This is a genomic window from Wolbachia endosymbiont of Aedes albopictus (assembly GCF_024804185.1).
GTDB classification, from domain to species: domain Bacteria; phylum Pseudomonadota; class Alphaproteobacteria; order Rickettsiales; family Anaplasmataceae; genus Wolbachia; species Wolbachia pipientis_B.
Map to the genome: position 1 here is coordinate 725,350 of NZ_CP101657.1, position 17,594 is coordinate 742,943.

19 protein-coding genes and 2 tRNA genes are annotated in these 17,594 nt (G+C 37.0%); 9 read left to right on the forward strand and 12 right to left on the reverse strand.

Features of this window, described 5'->3' with window-relative positions; all coding sequences use genetic code 11:
* The first annotated feature begins 2 nt into the window (after positions 1-2).
* Positions 3-182, forward strand: coding sequence for a hypothetical protein (locus NHG98_RS06470; protein WP_259245290.1), 180 nt, complete (start codon positions 3-5; stop codon positions 180-182).
* A 190-nt stretch (positions 183-372) separates the two neighbouring features.
* Positions 373-449: transfer RNA gene (locus tag NHG98_RS03730), tRNA-Met, on the forward strand.
* Positions 450-842: 393 nt separating this feature from the next.
* Here the strand turns inward: NHG98_RS03730 and NHG98_RS03735 are convergent.
* The 6 genes from NHG98_RS03735 to NHG98_RS03760 all read right to left on the reverse strand — a co-directional run bounded on the left by NHG98_RS03735 (position 843) and on the right by NHG98_RS03760 (position 4,763).
* The gene (locus NHG98_RS03735) at positions 843-1,025 is read right to left on the reverse strand and encodes a hypothetical protein (RefSeq protein ID WP_259245291.1); all 183 of its coding nucleotides are present in this window, start codon (positions 1,023-1,025) and stop codon (positions 843-845) included.
* A 99-nt stretch (positions 1,026-1,124) separates the two neighbouring features.
* A complete protein-coding gene (gene purH, locus NHG98_RS03740; protein ID WP_096676666.1) occupies positions 1,125-2,636 on the reverse strand; it encodes a bifunctional phosphoribosylaminoimidazolecarboxamide formyltransferase/IMP cyclohydrolase in 1,512 nt (503 codons plus the stop codon).
* A gap of 80 nt (positions 2,637-2,716) precedes the next feature.
* Positions 2,717-3,616 (reverse strand): methionyl-tRNA formyltransferase, encoded by a 900-nt coding sequence (gene fmt / locus NHG98_RS03745; RefSeq protein ID WP_096617636.1) that lies wholly within the window; start codon positions 3,614-3,616, stop codon positions 2,717-2,719.
* 12 nt (positions 3,617-3,628) lie between these two features.
* Positions 3,629-3,994 (reverse strand): 50S ribosomal protein L20, encoded by a 366-nt coding sequence (rplT, locus tag NHG98_RS03750; protein ID WP_064125369.1) that lies wholly within the window; start codon positions 3,992-3,994, stop codon positions 3,629-3,631.
* A gap of 20 nt (positions 3,995-4,014) precedes the next feature.
* Complete coding sequence (rpmI, locus tag NHG98_RS03755; protein WP_064125368.1) at positions 4,015-4,221, reverse strand: 50S ribosomal protein L35; 207 nt, start codon at positions 4,219-4,221, stop codon at positions 4,015-4,017.
* A gap of 98 nt (positions 4,222-4,319) precedes the next feature.
* Positions 4,320-4,763 carry a PAS domain-containing protein gene (locus tag NHG98_RS03760; protein WP_096617638.1) on the reverse strand — a complete coding sequence of 148 codons (444 nt, stop codon included), beginning with the start codon at positions 4,761-4,763 and terminating at the stop codon, positions 4,320-4,322.
* Between the two features lie 297 nt (positions 4,764-5,060).
* On the opposite strand from NHG98_RS03760, the gene alaS reads away from it, so the two are divergent.
* Complete coding sequence (alaS, locus tag NHG98_RS03765) at positions 5,061-7,661, forward strand: alanine--tRNA ligase (RefSeq protein ID WP_096617640.1); 2,601 nt, start codon at positions 5,061-5,063, stop codon at positions 7,659-7,661.
* Positions 7,662-7,702: 41 nt separating this feature from the next.
* On the opposite strand, the gene NHG98_RS03770 is transcribed toward alaS, so the two are convergent.
* A complete protein-coding gene (locus NHG98_RS03770; RefSeq protein ID WP_259245292.1) occupies positions 7,703-7,888 on the reverse strand; it encodes a hypothetical protein in 186 nt (61 codons plus the stop codon).
* 528 nt (positions 7,889-8,416) lie between these two features.
* Complete coding sequence (gene gatA / locus NHG98_RS03775; RefSeq protein ID WP_096617642.1) at positions 8,417-9,886, reverse strand: Asp-tRNA(Asn)/Glu-tRNA(Gln) amidotransferase subunit GatA; 1,470 nt, start codon at positions 9,884-9,886, stop codon at positions 8,417-8,419.
* A gap of 152 nt (positions 9,887-10,038) precedes the next feature.
* Between gatA and NHG98_RS03780 the strand changes: the two genes are divergently transcribed.
* The 3 genes from NHG98_RS03780 to gpmI all read left to right on the forward strand — a co-directional run bounded on the left by NHG98_RS03780 (position 10,039) and on the right by gpmI (position 11,959).
* Complete coding sequence (locus NHG98_RS03780; protein WP_096617644.1) at positions 10,039-10,338, forward strand: hypothetical protein; 300 nt, start codon at positions 10,039-10,041, stop codon at positions 10,336-10,338.
* A gap of 19 nt (positions 10,339-10,357) precedes the next feature.
* Positions 10,358-10,429 (forward strand) — tRNA-Asn (locus tag NHG98_RS03785).
* 33 nt (positions 10,430-10,462) lie between these two features.
* Positions 10,463-11,959, forward strand: a complete 1,497-nt coding sequence (gpmI, locus tag NHG98_RS03790; protein ID WP_096617646.1) for a 2,3-bisphosphoglycerate-independent phosphoglycerate mutase — start codon at positions 10,463-10,465, stop codon at positions 11,957-11,959.
* A gap of 14 nt (positions 11,960-11,973) precedes the next feature.
* On the opposite strand, the gene NHG98_RS03795 is transcribed toward gpmI, so the two are convergent.
* A complete protein-coding gene (locus NHG98_RS03795) occupies positions 11,974-12,729 on the reverse strand; it encodes a hypothetical protein (RefSeq protein ID WP_096617648.1) in 756 nt (251 codons plus the stop codon).
* Positions 12,730-12,782: 53 nt separating this feature from the next.
* Complete coding sequence (fabD, locus tag NHG98_RS03800) at positions 12,783-13,766, reverse strand: ACP S-malonyltransferase (RefSeq protein ID WP_096617650.1); 984 nt, start codon at positions 13,764-13,766, stop codon at positions 12,783-12,785.
* 128 nt (positions 13,767-13,894) lie between these two features.
* Here fabD and rpmE point away from each other — a divergent pair, with 128 nt between their 5' ends.
* From rpmE to NHG98_RS03815, 3 genes are all read left to right on the forward strand, one after another.
* Positions 13,895-14,107: a 50S ribosomal protein L31 gene (rpmE, locus tag NHG98_RS03805; protein ID WP_096617652.1), complete on the forward strand. Its 213-nt coding sequence runs from the start codon at positions 13,895-13,897 to the stop codon at positions 14,105-14,107.
* Positions 14,108-14,145: 38 nt separating this feature from the next.
* The gene (locus tag NHG98_RS03810; protein ID WP_096617654.1) at positions 14,146-14,940 is read left to right on the forward strand and encodes an NAD kinase; all 795 of its coding nucleotides are present in this window, start codon (positions 14,146-14,148) and stop codon (positions 14,938-14,940) included.
* An 84-nt stretch (positions 14,941-15,024) separates the two neighbouring features.
* Positions 15,025-16,899: a hypothetical protein gene (locus NHG98_RS03815; protein ID WP_259245293.1), complete on the forward strand. Its 1,875-nt coding sequence runs from the start codon at positions 15,025-15,027 to the stop codon at positions 16,897-16,899.
* A gap of 64 nt (positions 16,900-16,963) precedes the next feature.
* Here NHG98_RS03815 and NHG98_RS03820 read toward each other — a convergent pair whose 3' ends face one another.
* On the reverse strand, positions 16,964-17,092 hold the full coding sequence (locus NHG98_RS03820) for a hypothetical protein (RefSeq protein ID WP_259245294.1): 129 nt from the start codon (positions 17,090-17,092) through the stop codon (positions 16,964-16,966).
* Positions 17,093-17,382: 290 nt separating this feature from the next.
* Positions 17,383-17,517: a hypothetical protein gene (locus NHG98_RS03825; RefSeq protein WP_259245295.1), complete on the reverse strand. Its 135-nt coding sequence runs from the start codon at positions 17,515-17,517 to the stop codon at positions 17,383-17,385.
* Between the last annotated feature and the right edge of the window lie 77 nt (positions 17,518-17,594).

A 17,594-nucleotide genomic window follows, 5' to 3' on the forward strand; every position in this document is an offset into this window, starting at 1 on the left:
AAGTGTCTACTAAAGCTGTTCTTAATTTACTGGCTGTAAACCCTATGAGCACTGCAATTAAAGCAATGCATAATATTGCGTACTTTCTGTATAATATTGCAATCAGAATTAGTATGGGTGAAAGCAAAAGAAAAATAGATATAGTGAAAATGCAGCTTGGTTCAAAACTTAGGGAAAAATAGGTTAAAATCCCTACACACTGACATACAGGAAACCATAGTATCAAGTTATATTTTTCATTACGTAGGTTATGACGTATATAACTAACTATTATGTCAAAGAAAGTTAGCAAACATACCGACATGTGACTGTGACGCAATTTTATTCTTTTATTTTCTATTATTGTATATATAATAACTAAATAAACAACGACGCGGGATGGAGCAGCTCGGTAGCTCGTCAGGCTCATAACCTGAAGGTCGTAGGTTCAAATCCTACTCCCGCAACCATTTTCCAACTGTGCGAATATTGTGGTTTCAGGTAGTTCATGGGAACGGATTAAACGAAAAACTTGCTTGACAAACTCTACCAACCCCCTTATTATAGTATTAAGGGTATTTATGACTCAAAACTTGTTTTTGATCTGCGCAGGCTCAATGACAAAATTCAGTAAAAAACTCAGAGTATTTATTGGCGGATTACATAAAATTATAGCGGCTGCATGTCTTTTTTATTTTTTCTACATTCAGCCAAATCGCGCTTAAACTAAGCGTCAGCACATTATTACAGCGCCACTTACAGTAATATAGAGTCAAAACTCGCACCACGGGGCTTCTTTTGCCTTTTTTTTCGTTTGGTAAATTTCTTAATGTTTATAGCTGAAGATTGCACGAATATTGCAATTACAAAAGCGTTTCTACTAGGAGGGTGTCATCCCAGTGCTTGACACTGGGATCCAGCCTTTCTGCAATCTCATCGGAAACGTTGTAACCACTTTCTATGCTAGTTTGCTTGTGAGCAACCTGGATCCCAGTGTCAAGCACTGGGATGACATCATAGGGGGCTACTTGGCTGACAACCGTCATCCCGCAGCGGGATCTCTTGTTAGCGCCGCGGCGGTATATTTGTCATCCCGCTAGCGGGATCTAGAGATACCGCGGAGGTATGACGATAAGACACAAAGCCTAATGGAAAAAACTGCGAACGCCAGTGAAAAACATAGCAATTTTATTTTCATTTGCAGCTTTTATCACATCTTGATCTTTCAGCGAGCCACCAGGATGAATTATAGCTGTAATTCCATGTTTTGCACTTTCTACTATGCTATCTGGGAATGGAAAAAATGCATCTGAAGCAAGCACTGCACCTTTACATTTTTCACCTGCTTTTTTTACTGCAATGTTCACACTATCTATTCTGCTTGTTTGTCCTGCACCGATGCCAATAGCACAACCATCTTTTGCTATAACTATTGCGTTGGATTTCACATGTTTACATATTTTCCAGGCAAAAATAAGATCTTCCTTTTCTTTTTCTGTTGTAGTGTATTCTGTTACTTGTTCTGCTTTTATTGTGTGGTCATTATTTTCTTGTACCAAAAACCCACCAACAACATTTTTAGTTTGGTATTTCACATTTTGTTGGAAAGATTTATGAATAATCACTCTTAAATTTTTCTTTCTTTGCAAAATTTTTAGTGCTTCATTGCTGACTGAAGGTGCTATCACTACTTCCAAAAATATCTCATTTAATTTTTCTGCTAGCTTTAAATCTATCTCCCGATTTAAAGCTACTATACCACCAAAACTGCTTACTTCATCACACGATAGGGCCTTTTCATATGCCTCCAAAGCATTATCACCAACAGCAGTGCCACATGGGTTATTGTGCTTTATTATCACTGCTGCAGGCTCTTTAAACTCAGAAATTATGTTAAGTGCGGACTCTATATCTACTATATTATTATAACTCAACTCTTTCCCATGTATTTTTTCTAGCGGATATTTGGTAAATTGATTACTATAAAATGCAGCTTTTTGATGGGGATTTTCACCATACCTGAGTTCTTGTACTTTATGTCCATATAGTGCAAAAAACTCTGGCAACTCATTATTTTTACTCTGGGATAAAAACCAACTGTGAATATTAGAATCATAGTGTGCAGTGAGAGCAAATGCTTTGGTTGCTAAATGTTTTCTATATTCCAATGTTGTTTCATTGTTATTTTTTATCATCTCAGCTTTTAGTGCTTCGTAGTCTTGAATGCTAGAAATAACTGAAGTAAAACGAAAGTTTTTTGCTGCAGCTCTAATTAATGCCACTCCGCCGATATCAATTTGTTCTATAATTTGATCTTCATTTGAGCCGCTACTTACTGTCTCCCAAAATGGGTATAGGTTAGTTATAAGCAGGTCTATTGGCTCAATACCTAGATTTTGTATTTCCGTTTTGTGCTTTTCTCTATTGCAAAGTATTCCTCCATGAATTTTAGGGTGTAAAGTTTTTACTCTACCACCCAGTATCTCTGGAAATTGTGTGTAATCTGAGACCTCTTGTGTTTTTATTCCGGCATCAGATAGTGCTTTATAAGTATTTCCCGTTGAAAGAATCTCTATTTGTTGCTGCGTTAAAAACGATGCAAGATCAATTATATTCGTTTTATCGTATACTGATATTAAAGCTCTTTTGATTTTCATTTTTGTACAGAAAGTTTTTTAAGATTGTATCTAAGAAAAGGAAATTTAGCTATTACATTTCTACACTAATTTAAAGCAGTCTATTCTATAAATTTTTTTACCATGCTTGATTTTAAGCCACGAATAAAATCTTCAATACTGCAAGGATTTCTCCCTTCCATTTGTACAACTTTAGGAATTAAAATGCCACCTTTTAAACTCATGTGCATGTTATCATTAATGATCTTACCTTGTTCTGAAGCGAGAGCTTCAAAGTCAGCATCAAGTATCCTGATACGTTTATTCTCTATCTTGATGAACGCTTTTGGGTAAAACGCTTTAACCTTTCTATAAGCAACCTCACAAGCATCACTTGCATAAATTTTATAATCTTCCACTTTGTCAGCGTAACATGCATCATTATCGTTCTGTTTTAAGGGAACCTGTTTTTCAATTTCGTTTAGCACTTTCAGCAGTAAATCACTGCCTAATTCAGACAATTTATCATGCAATGTCTTGTAGTTATCGTTCTTTTCGATAAGAAATTTTTCCTGTTTTAAAACAGGGCCGGAATCTAATCCTTCATCCAATTGCATAATGCTAACCCCGGTTTCTTGATCTCCTGCTAAAATTGTGTGCTGTATCGGAGCTGCACCACGCCACCTTGGTAGTAATGAAGGGTGAATATTAATACAACCATATTTAGGAATATTCAAAATTTCTCTTGGAAGTATCAATCCATACGCAGCAACAACTGCAACGTCTGGTTTGAAATTTCTAAATTTTTCTTGCTCTGCCGAAAACTTTAGAGAAATAGGAGTACATACCTCTATGTTACTTTCTTCAGCGATAACATGTATTGGAGATTTCGTTGGCTTCTGTCCACGTCCTGAAGGTTTTGGAGCCTTAGTGTATACTGCTACCACTTCGCTCTTTGATTTCAGTAACAAGCTCAGAGAATTAACAGCAAATCCTGGTGATCCCATGAAAATAATTCTCATGGTGTTTTTGCTTTAAGAATTCTCCGCTAGTTTACCACTTACAGCTTCTACTAATTTGGCAAAATCATCCTTATAATTAACGGCCATCTCAGCAAGAATTTTTCTATTTAAATCAATGCCGGCAAGTGTAAGACCATGCATAAACCTACCATAAGTAAGCCCATGCTCTCTTGCTGCTGCATTAATACGTATTATCCATAAGCTACGGAAATCACGTTTACGGGTTCTTCTGTCTCTGTAAGCATATTGCAGTGCTTTTTCAACTCTTTGTAATGCAATTCTATAACAGCTTTTTGCACGTCCTCTATAACCCTTTGCCAGTTTCAATATTTTTTTATGACGAGCATGAGTAGTAACTCCACGTTTTACCCGAGCCATTTTATTTTACCTCCATTTTGTTAAATACCATAAGGCATATAAAGCTTAACTATACGCGAGTCAGATTTACCAAGAATCGTTGTACCGCGCTGATTACGAATATTAGATTTACTTCTCTTTACCATGCCATGCCTTTTGCCCGACTGAGTAGAAATGACTTTACCCTTAGCTGTAAGGTGAAAGCGCTTTTTAACAGAAGATTTGGTTTTTAATTTTATTCTCTTCATATTCCAAATAAATTTACAAACACTACTATTGAGTTCTTTAATAGTAATTAAGCATTAGTATAAATAATTTTATTAAAGAATCAAATTAAAATTGTATATTAAAGGAGTTTAAAAGTAATTACGCCCAATATGTGTGTTATACCTTCTTTATTCCCAAGTGGCAACAATACTTGCCTCATTTTAACACTTTCACTTTCTTCCTCTTCATTGATTGGGCATTTACTCTCTATTACAGTATCAAGTTTATCAATGACTGCATCTATTTTATATAGTCGCAAAAATGGTGCATCAATTGCATACTTATTATCAATGCGCATCTTTTTCTCAAAACCATAGAATTCAACAGCCTTTTCTCCTGCATTTTCACAAATATAACCTTGATCCTTGACTTCAATGATAAAACAATGTTGCCATGACTCCATTATTTCTGCAGTGTCTATTTCGTGCCTTTCTGGCCAATCTCTGTCTGGTCCTTTTATGTCACTCCAGTGCTCAGTTACCACATTTGCTATTCTTTTTTCTTTGCCTACATAAATTTCCATTCCAATTTCCACATATAAAACACAGATATGAGGTAAATTTATCGTGAATATATTGATTTTTTCTTACCACAAGGTGCATGTCACTAGAAGTTCTGAGATCTATAGCTAAAGTGGCTTAGGTTTACCTACAATTTGAAAAATAACAAATTCGTCATTCCGCTACTCGTTAGCGGCTGAGATACCGCGGCGGTATGACGTAGGGAAACCTTTCTTGAGTTAGCTATAGAGAGTGGTGGTATTGTAATTGATTTTACTCTCATTGCAGCTTATTATACATAGATAATCTCAGTAAAAACGATGAAGCTAAACGAAATTAGAGAAAGATTTATAAAATTTTTTGTAAGTAATGGCCATGAGCAGGTTTCTTCTTCTCCTTTGATTCCAGAAAATGACCCAACGCTCATGTTCACAAATGCTGGTATGGTACAGTTCAAAAACATTTTTACCGGTGCACAAAAAACTGAAATGAAACGTGCTGTCTCAAGTCAAAAGTGTTTAAGAGCAGGCGGTAAGCACAACGATCTTGAAAATGTTGGCTATACAACTCGACATCACACATTTTTTGAAATGCTTGGGAATTTTAGTTTCGGTGATTACTTCAAAGAAACTGCGATAGAACTCGCGTGGAAATTTATTACTGAAGAATTGTCTCTCGATAAAAACAGATTATCCGTAACTGTTTACCACACTGATGATGAGGCGTACGAGATTTGGCGTAAGATAAGTGGCTTTTCAAGTGATAAAATCATAAGAATTACAACGGATGATAACTTTTGGAGTATGGGAAGCACTGGTCCATGCGGTCCATGTTCTGAAATTTTTTATGACCATGGGAGTCCTAATTTACAAGACGACGATAGAATTGTTGAAATTTGGAATCTGGTATTCATGGAGTTTAACAAAGATGAAGAAGGTAATTTACACAAATTGCCAAAAAAATGCATCGATACTGGAATGGGTCTTGAGAGAATAGCGGCTGTTATGCAAAACGTCCATGATAACTATGATATTGATCTATTTTCTGCTTTGATAAATAAATCTCAAGAGTATTGTGGAAGAACAGAAAATAAAATAGCGCATAAGATCATTGCAGATCATCTTCGCGCGGCTGCATTTCTCATCGCAGAAGGAGTGCTTCCTGGAAATGAGGGCAGGAATTACGTATTACGCAGATTAATTAGGAGAGCCACGCGTTATATCCACCTGCTTGGATATAATGATTCTCTACTCCATCGCATTTTTCCGGCGCTGATAGATAGCACGAGTTCGGCTTATATGGGAGCTGAATTAGTCAGAGCCAAAAGCTTAATAGAAACGACGTTAAAATCAGAGGAAGAAAACTTTAAAGACACTTTGATGAAAGGTATCAATCTCCTGGAGAAATTCACTATAGACTTAAAATCGGGCGATACTTTGCCTGGAGAATCAGCATTTAAGCTATATGACACCTACGGATTTCCTTTGGATATTACACTTGATGTTTTAAAAGAGAAAAAAATAAATTTTGACCAGAAGGGTTTTGATAATGCAATGGGAGAACAAAAAGAGAGAGCACGTGCTAAATGGGCTGGATCTGGTGAAAAATCTGTTGAGCAAGTATGGTTTGATTTGATCGATAAATTTGGCAAAACAAAATTTGTTGGTTATGAGTTCAATGAAGTAAGTGATGCGAAAATACTAGCCATAATTTCCCCTAAAAATGAAATAATTGATTCTGCAAAGGAAGGAGAGAAGATAACCATTATACTTGATAAAACACCTTTTTATGGCGAGTCAGGTGGACAGGTAGGAGATACTGGCAGTCTGATCAAACCTGGTAGAAGTATTATTATAGTCGAGAATACCAATAAGGTTAATGACCTGTATTTGCACAGATGCATAGTTAAATCTGGCTCAATCTGTAAAAGTGACATAGTTACAGCAACCATTGACAAGGAAAGAAGGCAAATCTTAAGAAGAAATCATTCGGCTACGCATCTTCTGCACTTTGCATTGAGGAAAATCTTGGGTGATCATGTCACTCAAAAAGGTTCTCTAGTTGCACCAGATAGACTGAGATTCGACTTCAGCCATAACACTCAAGTGACTCAAGATCAGTTATTCTGGGTAGAGGATATGGTAAACTCTCTAATCAGAGAAAATCTTTCTGCATCTACAAAAATTCAAAGCATGAATCAGGCCATAGACGAAGGAGCCATGGCGTTGTTTGGTGAGAAATATGGTGATCAGGTTAGAGTTGTAAATATTGGAGATTCGAAAGAGCTATGTGGTGGCACGCACGTTGAACATACTGGAGAAATCGGTTTATTTAAGATAGTAACAGAAAGTTCTGTTGCTTTTGGAGTGAGGAGAATTGAAGCTTTAACTGGTCAGGAAGCAATTAATTATGTACGTGATAATGAAATTAACTTAAAAAAAGTTGCAGAATTCGTAAAAGCGCCAGTAAGTGAAATAACAAGCAGGTTAAGTGTTTTAAGTCAAGAACACAAAAAATCCGAAACCGAAATAAAAAACCTATATAAAAAACTTGTGAGTGCAGAGAATATAAAAAGCACTGAAATAAATGGAATAAATTTTATAAGCCACACTTTCACTGACATTCCAGCAAATGTAATAAGAGAGTTTGCTTTGCAGCAACAAAAACCAAAAACGATAATAGCTTTCACGGCAACAGAAAAAGATAAAATAGTTTTGATTATTAAAGTAAGTAAAGACTTAATCAATAAGATTAGCGCAAAGGAACTAATATCAATAGCAGTTGAAAAAAACTGTGGTGGGAATGCTGAACTTGCACAAACAGGCTGTGATAGCAATAAAATAGATGATGCCATTACAGCTATTTATAGCAAAATAACCGCTTCTAAGCACTCTACGTCATCCCGCCGCGGTATCTCTTAGCCGCTAACAAGTAGCGGGATACTTAACCGTCATGCCGCGATTCATTCGCGGTATCTCCCAGCATAGATCCCGCTAACAAGTAGCGGGATGACGAATTGCTTAACCGTCATACCGCCACGAACTATCATACCGCCGCGGTACCTCCCAGCATAGATCCCGCTAACAGGTAGCGGGATGACGAATTGCTTAACCGTTATACCGTCACAAACCGTCATACCGCGATTCATTCGCGGTATCTCGCTAACATGTAGCGGGATGACAGCAGTCCTACATCATATCGTCACGGTATCTCTTGGCATAGATCCCGCTAACAGGTAGCGGGATGACGAATTGCTTAACCGTTATACCGCCGCGAACCGTCATACCGCGATTCATTCGTGGTATCTCTCAGCATAGATCCCGCTAACAAGTAGCGGGATGACAGCAATCCTACGTCATACCGTCACGGTATCTCATCCGCTAACACATAGCGGAATGACGAATTACTTAGAGCTTGTCAAGTAAGTTTTTTCGTTTAATCCGTTTCTATAAATCCAGATTTCAGCGTTATGCGCTGGAATGACAACGTAAGGTAAATTTTTCAACATCCAAAAATTACAGAATTTAGTCTGTTTAATTAAGTGTGAACTGTTACACGAAAATTTTGTAAACAGATTAATATGCCCTGTTTTTGCTATTCATCTAAAAATGGAACCATAGAGTACGTTGATGAGCATAAGCAAATTTTAATGCAAAGATTACTATCAGAAAATAGATTATGCAAAAGGTCTAATTATTCTGCCGCAATTTTGCTCTATCACACTTGCCACATTTAATATTCCAGCTTCGTCATAATAATTTCCAATCACTTGCAAGGCAAGTGGTAAACCCTCATTGGAAAGCCCAACAGGAACAGAAATAGCAGGTAATCCTGCAAGACTTGCTGGCACGGTAAACACATCATTGATGCACATAATTAGCGGATCTGGCTTTTCATTTAAGCCAAAAGCTTCTGTTGGAGCAGATGGTACAAGTATGTAATCTATTTTTTCAAACGCTTTTATAAAATCATTTCTGATTAATGCTCTAATGCACTGCGCTTTTTCATAATATTCATTATAATGACCTGAAGAAAGCGCATAAGCGCCAATTAAAATTCTTCTTTTCACCTCTTTGCCAAAACCTTCTGCTCTTGTTAGTGAATACATTTCTTCAAGGGTATCAGCATCAACCCTTAATCCATAACGCACACCATCGTAACGAGCAAGATTGGATGAAGTTTCAGCAGAACAGATTAAATAATACACCGGTATTGCATATTTAGTATGTGGCAGAGTAATGTCAACAACTTCAGCGCCATTTTCTTTTAAATAGGAAGCAACTCTTTCCCAATTATGAACTATTTCCTCTGAAATTCCATCCATCCTATATTCTTTTGGTATACCAATACACTTACCCTTGACATTACCATTTATAAAGCTAGAAAATTTAGGCACTGGCTTTTCGCTCGATGTTGAATCTTTTTTATCATAGCCACAAATTGCTTCCAGCATTAATGCTGAATCAGAGACAGAACGAGTAATGACTCCTGCTTGATCCAGAGAACTCGCAAATGCAATCATACCAAAACGCGAGCATCTTCCATAAGTTGGCTTTATTCCAACTACTCCACAATAAGCTGCTGGTTGGCGTACAGATCCACCGGTGTCGCTTCCTAACGCTCCAGCGCATAAAAATCCAGCAACCGATGCTGCAGATCCACCAGATGATCCACCAGGAACAACTTTTTCCCCATCACTTTTTCTAATCCACACATTTTCAACAGGGCCAAAATAGCTGTTTGTGTTCGCAGAACCCATAGCAAATTCATCCATATTAAGCTTACCGAGCATGGCTGCTCCACTTTTTAAAAGCAAGTCAGACACTGTAGATTCGTAAGTCGGAACGAAATTTTCCAGCATTTTTGAGCATGCTGTTGTTTTTATTCCTTTTGTACAGAATAGATCTTTGATGCCAACTGGTATACCCATGAGTGGCGAGATTAAATCATCCTTTTGCCTAGAGAAATGTTCATCTGCAGCTTTAGCAGCTTTCATTGCTATCTCTGGGGTTTTTGTTATAAATGCATTTAATTTCTCATTTTCAACCGCACTGATGTGCGCCTCCACGAGTTCAACAGCGGAAAAACTCCTTTTTTTGAGCCCGTCATGCATTTGTGTAATACTTAACTTTTTTAGTTCATTCATCAATATTTAATTTTTAGCAAGACGTTAATTATAACATGGCACGATAAAAAATCCATACATTTATAGTTACAGCTAGAAATATAGCTAAGAACCTGTACATAATTGATGCTTAGAGTGTAAAGAACGCAGATACTGCTGAAGAAAAAGGCTAGATGCTGGTAAAAAAATCTCAGGGCCATATCGCAGTTGATACTCAAGTTTTACCACATGCAATTTATGTAACAACTGCAGGAACAACTGGCTGCAGCAGTGCTGTGAGAATGGTCAACAATGCAAAAGAAAACCTTTCTGGAGTTAAAGATATACTGGTTGATGCAGGCTATACAGGAAGGAATTTTGCAATGCAAATAAAAGATATTATTGGTGCAACTGTTGAAGTAATAAAGCGAAGTGAATTTGAACAGGCTCTTACAAAGTATACAAAAAACGTTTACAATCAACGTTCAACGTGATAAATTAAAGATGGTTTATTCCTCGGTAGCTCAGTGGTAGAGCATTTGGCTGTTAACCAAATGGTCGCTGGTTCGAACCCGGCCCGGGGAGCTCTTCTCTATGAAATTCTAGTGTTAATCTTATATGGGCATTAAATCAATCGTTTTATGTATACTAGATGGCTGGGGAAATGGCGTAGAAAGCAGTAAATATAATGCTATTAGCAACGCAAATCCACCCTGTTGGCAATATATTAGCTCTAATTATCCAAAATGCAGTTTATCCGCCTGTGGAGCTGATGTTGGGTTACCAGGTAGTCAAATAGGTAATTCAGAAGTTGGCCATATGAATATTGGCAGTGGTAGAGTAGTAATGCAAAGCCTTCAGCGCATTAATCAAGAGATTGGAACAATAGAAAACAATGTAAATCTACAAAGTTTTATTAGTAATCTAAAAAGTAAGAACGGAGTATGCCATATAATGGGATTAGTGTCAGATGGCGGTGTTCATTCGCATCAAAAGCATATTTCGACTTTAGCAAATAAAATATCACAGTATGGAATCAAAGTGGTGATACATGCATTTTTAGATGGCAGAGACACATTACCAAATTCAGGAAAAAAATGCATTCAAGAATTTATAAAGAGTATAAAGGGAAATGACATAAGAATTGCTACTGTTTCTGGGCGTTACTATGCTATGGATCGTGATAACAGGTGGGAGAGAACAATTGAAGCTTATGAGGCTATCGCATTTGCAAAGGCACCTCGTCATGATAATGCAGTATTGTTGATTGATGAAAATTATCAAAATAACATAACTGATGAGTTTGTCAGGCCTGCAGTAATAGGTGATTATCAAGGTATAAAACCAGAAGATGGAGTGCTGTTGGCTAACTTTCGTGCTGATCGAATGATACAATTAGCAAGTATTTTGCTTAGTGAAACAAACCATACTGAAATAGCAAAACTCTCTTCAATTTTAAGCATGATGAAATATAAAGAAGATCTCAAAATTCCTTATATTTTTCCTCCTATATCTTTTGCTAACACTTTAGGACAAACAATAGAAGACAATAAATTGCAACAATTACGCATCGCTGAAACCGAAAAATACGCTCATGTGACTTTCTTTTTCAATTGTGGAAAAGAAGAACCTTTCTCTGGTGAAGAAAGAATACTCATTCCCTCACCAAAAGTTCAAACTTATGATTTGCAGCCCGAAATGTCAGCCTTCAAGCTCACAGAAAAGCTTGTAGAAAAAATTCACTCCCAAAAATTCGCACTGATAGTTGTAAATTACGCTAATCCTGATATGGTAGGGCATACAGGTAATATAAAAGCAGCCGAGAAAGCTGTGCTAGCTGTAGATGGTTGTCTTGCGAAAGTGCTGAGTGCTGTTAAAAAGTCAAGCAACACCGCATTAATTGTTACTGCAGACCATGGTAATGTGGAATGTATGTTCGATAAAGAAAATAATACACCTCATACAGCACACACTCTAAATAAAGTGCCATTTATTGTGTCTTGCGATAATCTAAAACTAAGAGACGGAAGGTTATCTGATATTGCCCCTACTATTTTACAGCTACTTAGAATTAAGAAACCTGATGAAATGACAGGTAGTTCGTTGATTGTATAGTACACCTTATGCTACTATAACTCTACTGTTGAGGGTTGGTTCTCATTAGGAAACAAAACACTGTGCATAGCAGATAGCATATCTATTTGCTGCTCTAAATGACCATGCTCTGCTTCCACATTAGAGTACCGAATATTGTTTTCTCCAGCATATACAGATAAAGAACCATCGTCTTCAACCGCTTTGTTGTTTTGCAATATTATATTAAAAACTCTCTTCTGTTTTAAAGCCTCAAACCAATCTTCAACTGTCGTGTAGAAAAACTCACCCGTTCCGCTTTCTGGACATACTTCTGAATAAATCTTCAGTACATCACGGGAAAGTGGTGGAGAAAAATAGCTTTTGAATGAGTAGCTGGGAGAGTTGTAGTTATTATGCAGAGCGATGACATGGTCTTGACCAGGAAGCAAGAAATCTAAAATTTTTTCTGCAAAATTTCTAACTGCTTTCAAAGCACCTTCTGAAAAATTGCCAAATTCTTTTAAACTAGCCTCTGCACCCACGTTGTCAAATATACGATTGGGATCGAATTCATACCGCTCACCATTTAAGTAAAATTCTACATTGCGTGGGGTACCATCACCATGGGTAATGTACAGCATTCTTCCACCAAACTGCTGGATTATACGCTCGCCAGCTTCTTTTGAAGTTACTTCATTTTGATGCACATTGATAAAATTGATTCCACTTGTATCGCTACTTTTAATAAAAAGCTTAACTGTGGTATCACCTAACGTTAGATCATATTCTTTAGTGTCGATGTTTGACATTTTACTGCTATCAATAATAAAAGTAAATAAATAGCCCAATTTTTACTTTAATGCTAGCTATACGCTTTTACTTTTAAATTCTTTGCTGTCAATATTAATGATTCATTAAAGAAGCCTTCAATATCACCAATATTACCTATATTTTTTGTACTGATAGATTGGTCAATTCTTTTAACTAGATTAGATAAAACTTTATTAGGGCCAATTTCAACAAATTTGTTAATGCCACGGCTTGCCATATACAAAACCATTTCTCTCCATTTCACTCTGCTTATGACTTGTTTAGCAAGTAAAGCTTTTATAACTTTGGGATCATTCTCCTCTTTAGCTGTAACATTTGATATCAAAGGAACTATAGGACGGGTTATTTTAATACCCTCCAAAAATTGCAAAACTTTTTCATCAGCAGGTTTCATAAGAGATGAGTGAAAAGGTCCACTAACCTGTAACTTAACTAATCTCTTGATGTTCAAGTTCTTGAGCAAATCGGGTAATATTTCAAGAACCTCTCTAGTGCCACTTATAACTATTTGCCCACCACCGTTATCATTTGCAATTTCACAAACTCTATCAATCTGGACTGATTTTAAAACATCTTCCACTTCGTTTAGCTCCGCTCCAAGCAATGCAACCATTCCCCCTTCACATTTCAAAGAAGCTTCATGCATTGCTTCGCTGCGAATTTTCAGCAGCTTGATTGCAGACTCAAGAGTCAATGCCCCTGCAGCACATAGCGCTGTATATTCACCGACTGAATGCCCACAAACATATTTAATTCCATAATTAGAAAAAAGAGATTCACCAAACACATGCTCGGTAACACGTAGCGTCGCGATTGACACTGCCATTATAGCTGGCTGAGCGTTTTCTGTAATGGTTAATTCTTCAATAGGACCGTTGAAGATTAAATGAGACAGCTTTCTACCCAATATGCTATCCACTTCATTAAATACTTGTCTTGCAACGGAAAACTCACTATATAAGCTCTTTCCCATTCCTACAAACTGAGAGCCCTGACCAGGGAAAGCAAAAATCATGATAACTATTATCTATTCCTTATTAAGTATAACATTTTATTTATTTTTTGTCAATATTTTAGAATAATGATTGACTTAGTGAATTAAGTTCACTAGAATATTAACTGACTAAAAGTTTATAAGCAACAATGGCAGAAATTGATTATCATAAGGTTACTATAGTCATGACAGATGGTCAAGAGTTTGAAACTCGTTCCACTTATGGAAAGGAAGGTGATAAGATAAAACTTGATAGAGATCCTCTAACTCATCCTGCATGGACTGGAAGTTTGGCAAGTGGATCAACAAATAAAACTAGCAAATTAGCTAAGTTTAACGATAAATATGGAAGCATTTTCTAACTTTCCTCCTCTTTAAGTTTTAGAGAGTTTACTAAAGCATGCATAAATACAAAAATATAGGCTATGTTGCTTCTCAATCACCAAAATCGCAGGGAGTATCTAAACTATTAAAGAAACTTAATTTTATCAATATAACAGAAGAAAATAAGTCCGAAATTGATCTACTGATAGTTGTTGGCGGTGATGGCTTTATGCTGCGTACCTTGCATAATTACGTCATAGAAAATAAAAACATGCATGTGTATGGGGTAAATACCGGCAATGTTGGGTTTTTGATGAATAAATGCTTTAGCCGCAGTGAAGATTTAATTGATCATATAGAACATGCAACTTCAACTCAGTTAACTTTGCTAAAAATGGAAGCAACAGACACAAGTGGCAAGAGGTATCACTACATAGCGGTAAACGAGGTATATGTTTTTAGAAAAGCAAACCAAATAGTAGAAATGAATATCACTATTAATGATAAGCTAAAAGTAGAAAAATTTAGAGGGGACGGAGTAATATTATCTACTCCCACAGGTAGCACTGCATATAACTTCTCTGCCGGTGGCCCAATCTTGCCGCTAAATTCAAATTTACTTGCATTAACCTCTATCAATAGCTATTACCCAAGGCATTGGAATGGAGCGTTAATATCAAACGATACAATCGTACAAATTGACATTAACGACACAAAAAACCTTCCAGCACTTGTAGTATCAGATTACAAAGAATTTCATGATATATCACAGATAAAAATACAAAAAGACCATGAGAACACAATCACTTTGCTTTTTGACAAAGATTACCCTCTGAATGAAAGAATCTTTGATAGACAATTTCTATACTAATAATTATCCGTAAATTGGTATTTACTATATCTTAATAACTATAGTGTAATCAATGCAGCATTAATAATTAATTTTGGAGTAAATATGGGACCAGTAACGAATCTACCATCGTCTGAAGAGAATGCACTATTAATATTTGACTTTGATCAAACAATTACAAATCATTCTATGTGCAATTTCTTTACATCCACGGGGTATGATGATTATGATTCTGGCAAAGAAAAAGCAGTAATTAAAGAAGAAATAGAAGAATTTTTACAAAAGGGAGGCTCAGGAATCAAAAATAAAGAAAAGCTAAGGTCTGTATTAGGTTCTGCACTTTCAAGCGGAGTAGAAGTTGCTATTGTATCGTCTGCAAAATACATAAAAGCAGTAGAGTATGTAGTGAAAAATCATTTAGGTTTAACAGAAGAGCAGGCGCAAGGTATTAAAGTAGTTGGAGGAACGACTAAGCGTCAAGATCCACTAAATTCAGCAGAAGTAGTTAAAAGAATGAATGAGCCTCAAGATCCACAAATTGGAAAACATCTATGTGTTTTATCTCTTTTAAAAGCATATAAGAAAGACAAAGGTATGTTACCGCAAAAAGTCATGTTAGTTGATGGTAATCAGCGGGGCATTAATCCTGCTGATGACTTTTATAAAAGCATCAAGGAAGGATTATTAGAAAAAGATATGAAGGGTCTCTTAGAAAATATAGATCAAGAAATAGCGGAAGTTGATGTCAGGGAAGAGGAAACAAACAATATTGCATTTAAAGGGGTTAATGTATCTAGTGAGCCAACAATAGGAACAGACGGAGCAGGGGATGATGGTTATTTAGACAAAGTAGAAAAATGGATTAAAGAGCCTATACAGAATCTTGAGAATCCAGTTGATGATGGTCCGGAGAATCATAGTAAAAAAACTTCGAAAGAGAGTTCAGATAGTAGAATAGGTGGTCAAAACTCAGAAGAGAAAGATCCTTCTAAAAAAGTAGGTCTATCCGGCAGTACACCTTTAACTCCTCCACCATCGTATAAAAGCGAAGATGGCTCTGAAAAGTCTTTGAGTGAATTTGATACAAATAGCAATGCAACTTTAGAGAGTAAGAAAGCAAACAGATCCTGGCCAAGAGCAAAATATGCCTTGCAGCAGAAGGGCTTTATAATTTCTGGTGTAATTGCTGTTATGCTCAGCATACCTGCAATTTTGGTGAATTTGCAAGATAAAGCAACACTTGCCGAATTGGTTAAAATTAATCCAAACTATATTACTATACCAGCAATTGCGCTCGTTTCATTGCTTGCAATTAGCACAATATTTTTTTCAATAAAGCAATTTAGAAATACCAGAGAATATCAAACCCAAGGGAAAGATGCGGATGAAATTTTAGCTAAGGTGTTAGAACACCAGCCAAAGGACAAAGTGATGAAATCTGTAAGGCTAGAATATAGCAATGGCACTCATTCAAATTTTGTACTTAATGCTTGGGAATCTAAGAATGACTTCATCAACATTGACGAAAAAGTAGTTAGCAGAACTAACAAAATAGAATCAGTAATCGACGACAGACCACTATTTACTGCATTATTAGCCAGTGTAATTGCTGCAAATGTAGCACTTCCTTTAGGGCTACTTGCAACAAATGGTGTTAATGGTGTACAAAAATTTTACCAGAACCCTTTGACTAATGACATAGGCCTATCATTACTTATAGGCTCGGGTGTACTTGCATTATTAATTTTGTGTCTTGGTGTACATTACTATAGAAAAACAAATTGTACTAATCTTATATACTCTCGGGAAAAGATTGGCGCTGAAGGTGTTAATGAGGAATTCACTCAGGAAATAAAACAAGAGAGGACAAATGTTCTTGGGGAAAATCACAGTAAGGACGCAAAACGTTGCAGTTTAACGCTTGAGCAAGTTGTGATTCAATCTCATAATTGTAAGGATGCTGTTTATAGTGTCGGTTAATAAAATGCACAACGTAAAACACAATGCCTTATGCTCTTTCTTCGTCATCCCAGCGCGTGACACTTTATAATGGTGTCATGAAAGTAGCTGACACTTGGGGTCTATGTTTTTTCTGGTCGCACGCAGTCATCTGCCGCGAACCGTCATACCGCGATTCATTCGCGGTATCTCCCAGCATAGATCCCGCTAACACATAGCGGGATAACGAATTGCTTAACCGTCATTCCGCTGCGAACCGTCATACCGCCGCAGACCGTCATACCGCGATTCATTCACGGTATCTCTTAGCCGCTAACACGCAGCAGAACGTCATACCGCGATTCATTCGCGGTATCTCATCCGCTAACACGCAGCGGGATGACAGCAATCCTACGTCATACCGCCGCGGTATCTCTTAGCCGCTAACACGTAGCGGGATGACGAATTGCTTAACCGTCATTCCACCGCGAACCGTCATTCCGCCGCAGACCGTCATACTGCGATTCATTCGCGGTATCTCCCAGCATAGATCCCGCTAACACATAGCGGGATAACGAATTGCTTAACCGTCATTCCGCCGCGAACCGTCATACCGCCGCAGACCGTCATACCGCCGCGGTATCTCTTAGCCGCTAACAAGTAGCGGGATGACGGTTGTCGTTTAGCTATAAATGTTTAAGAAATTTACCAAACGAAAAAAAAGGCAAAAGAAACCC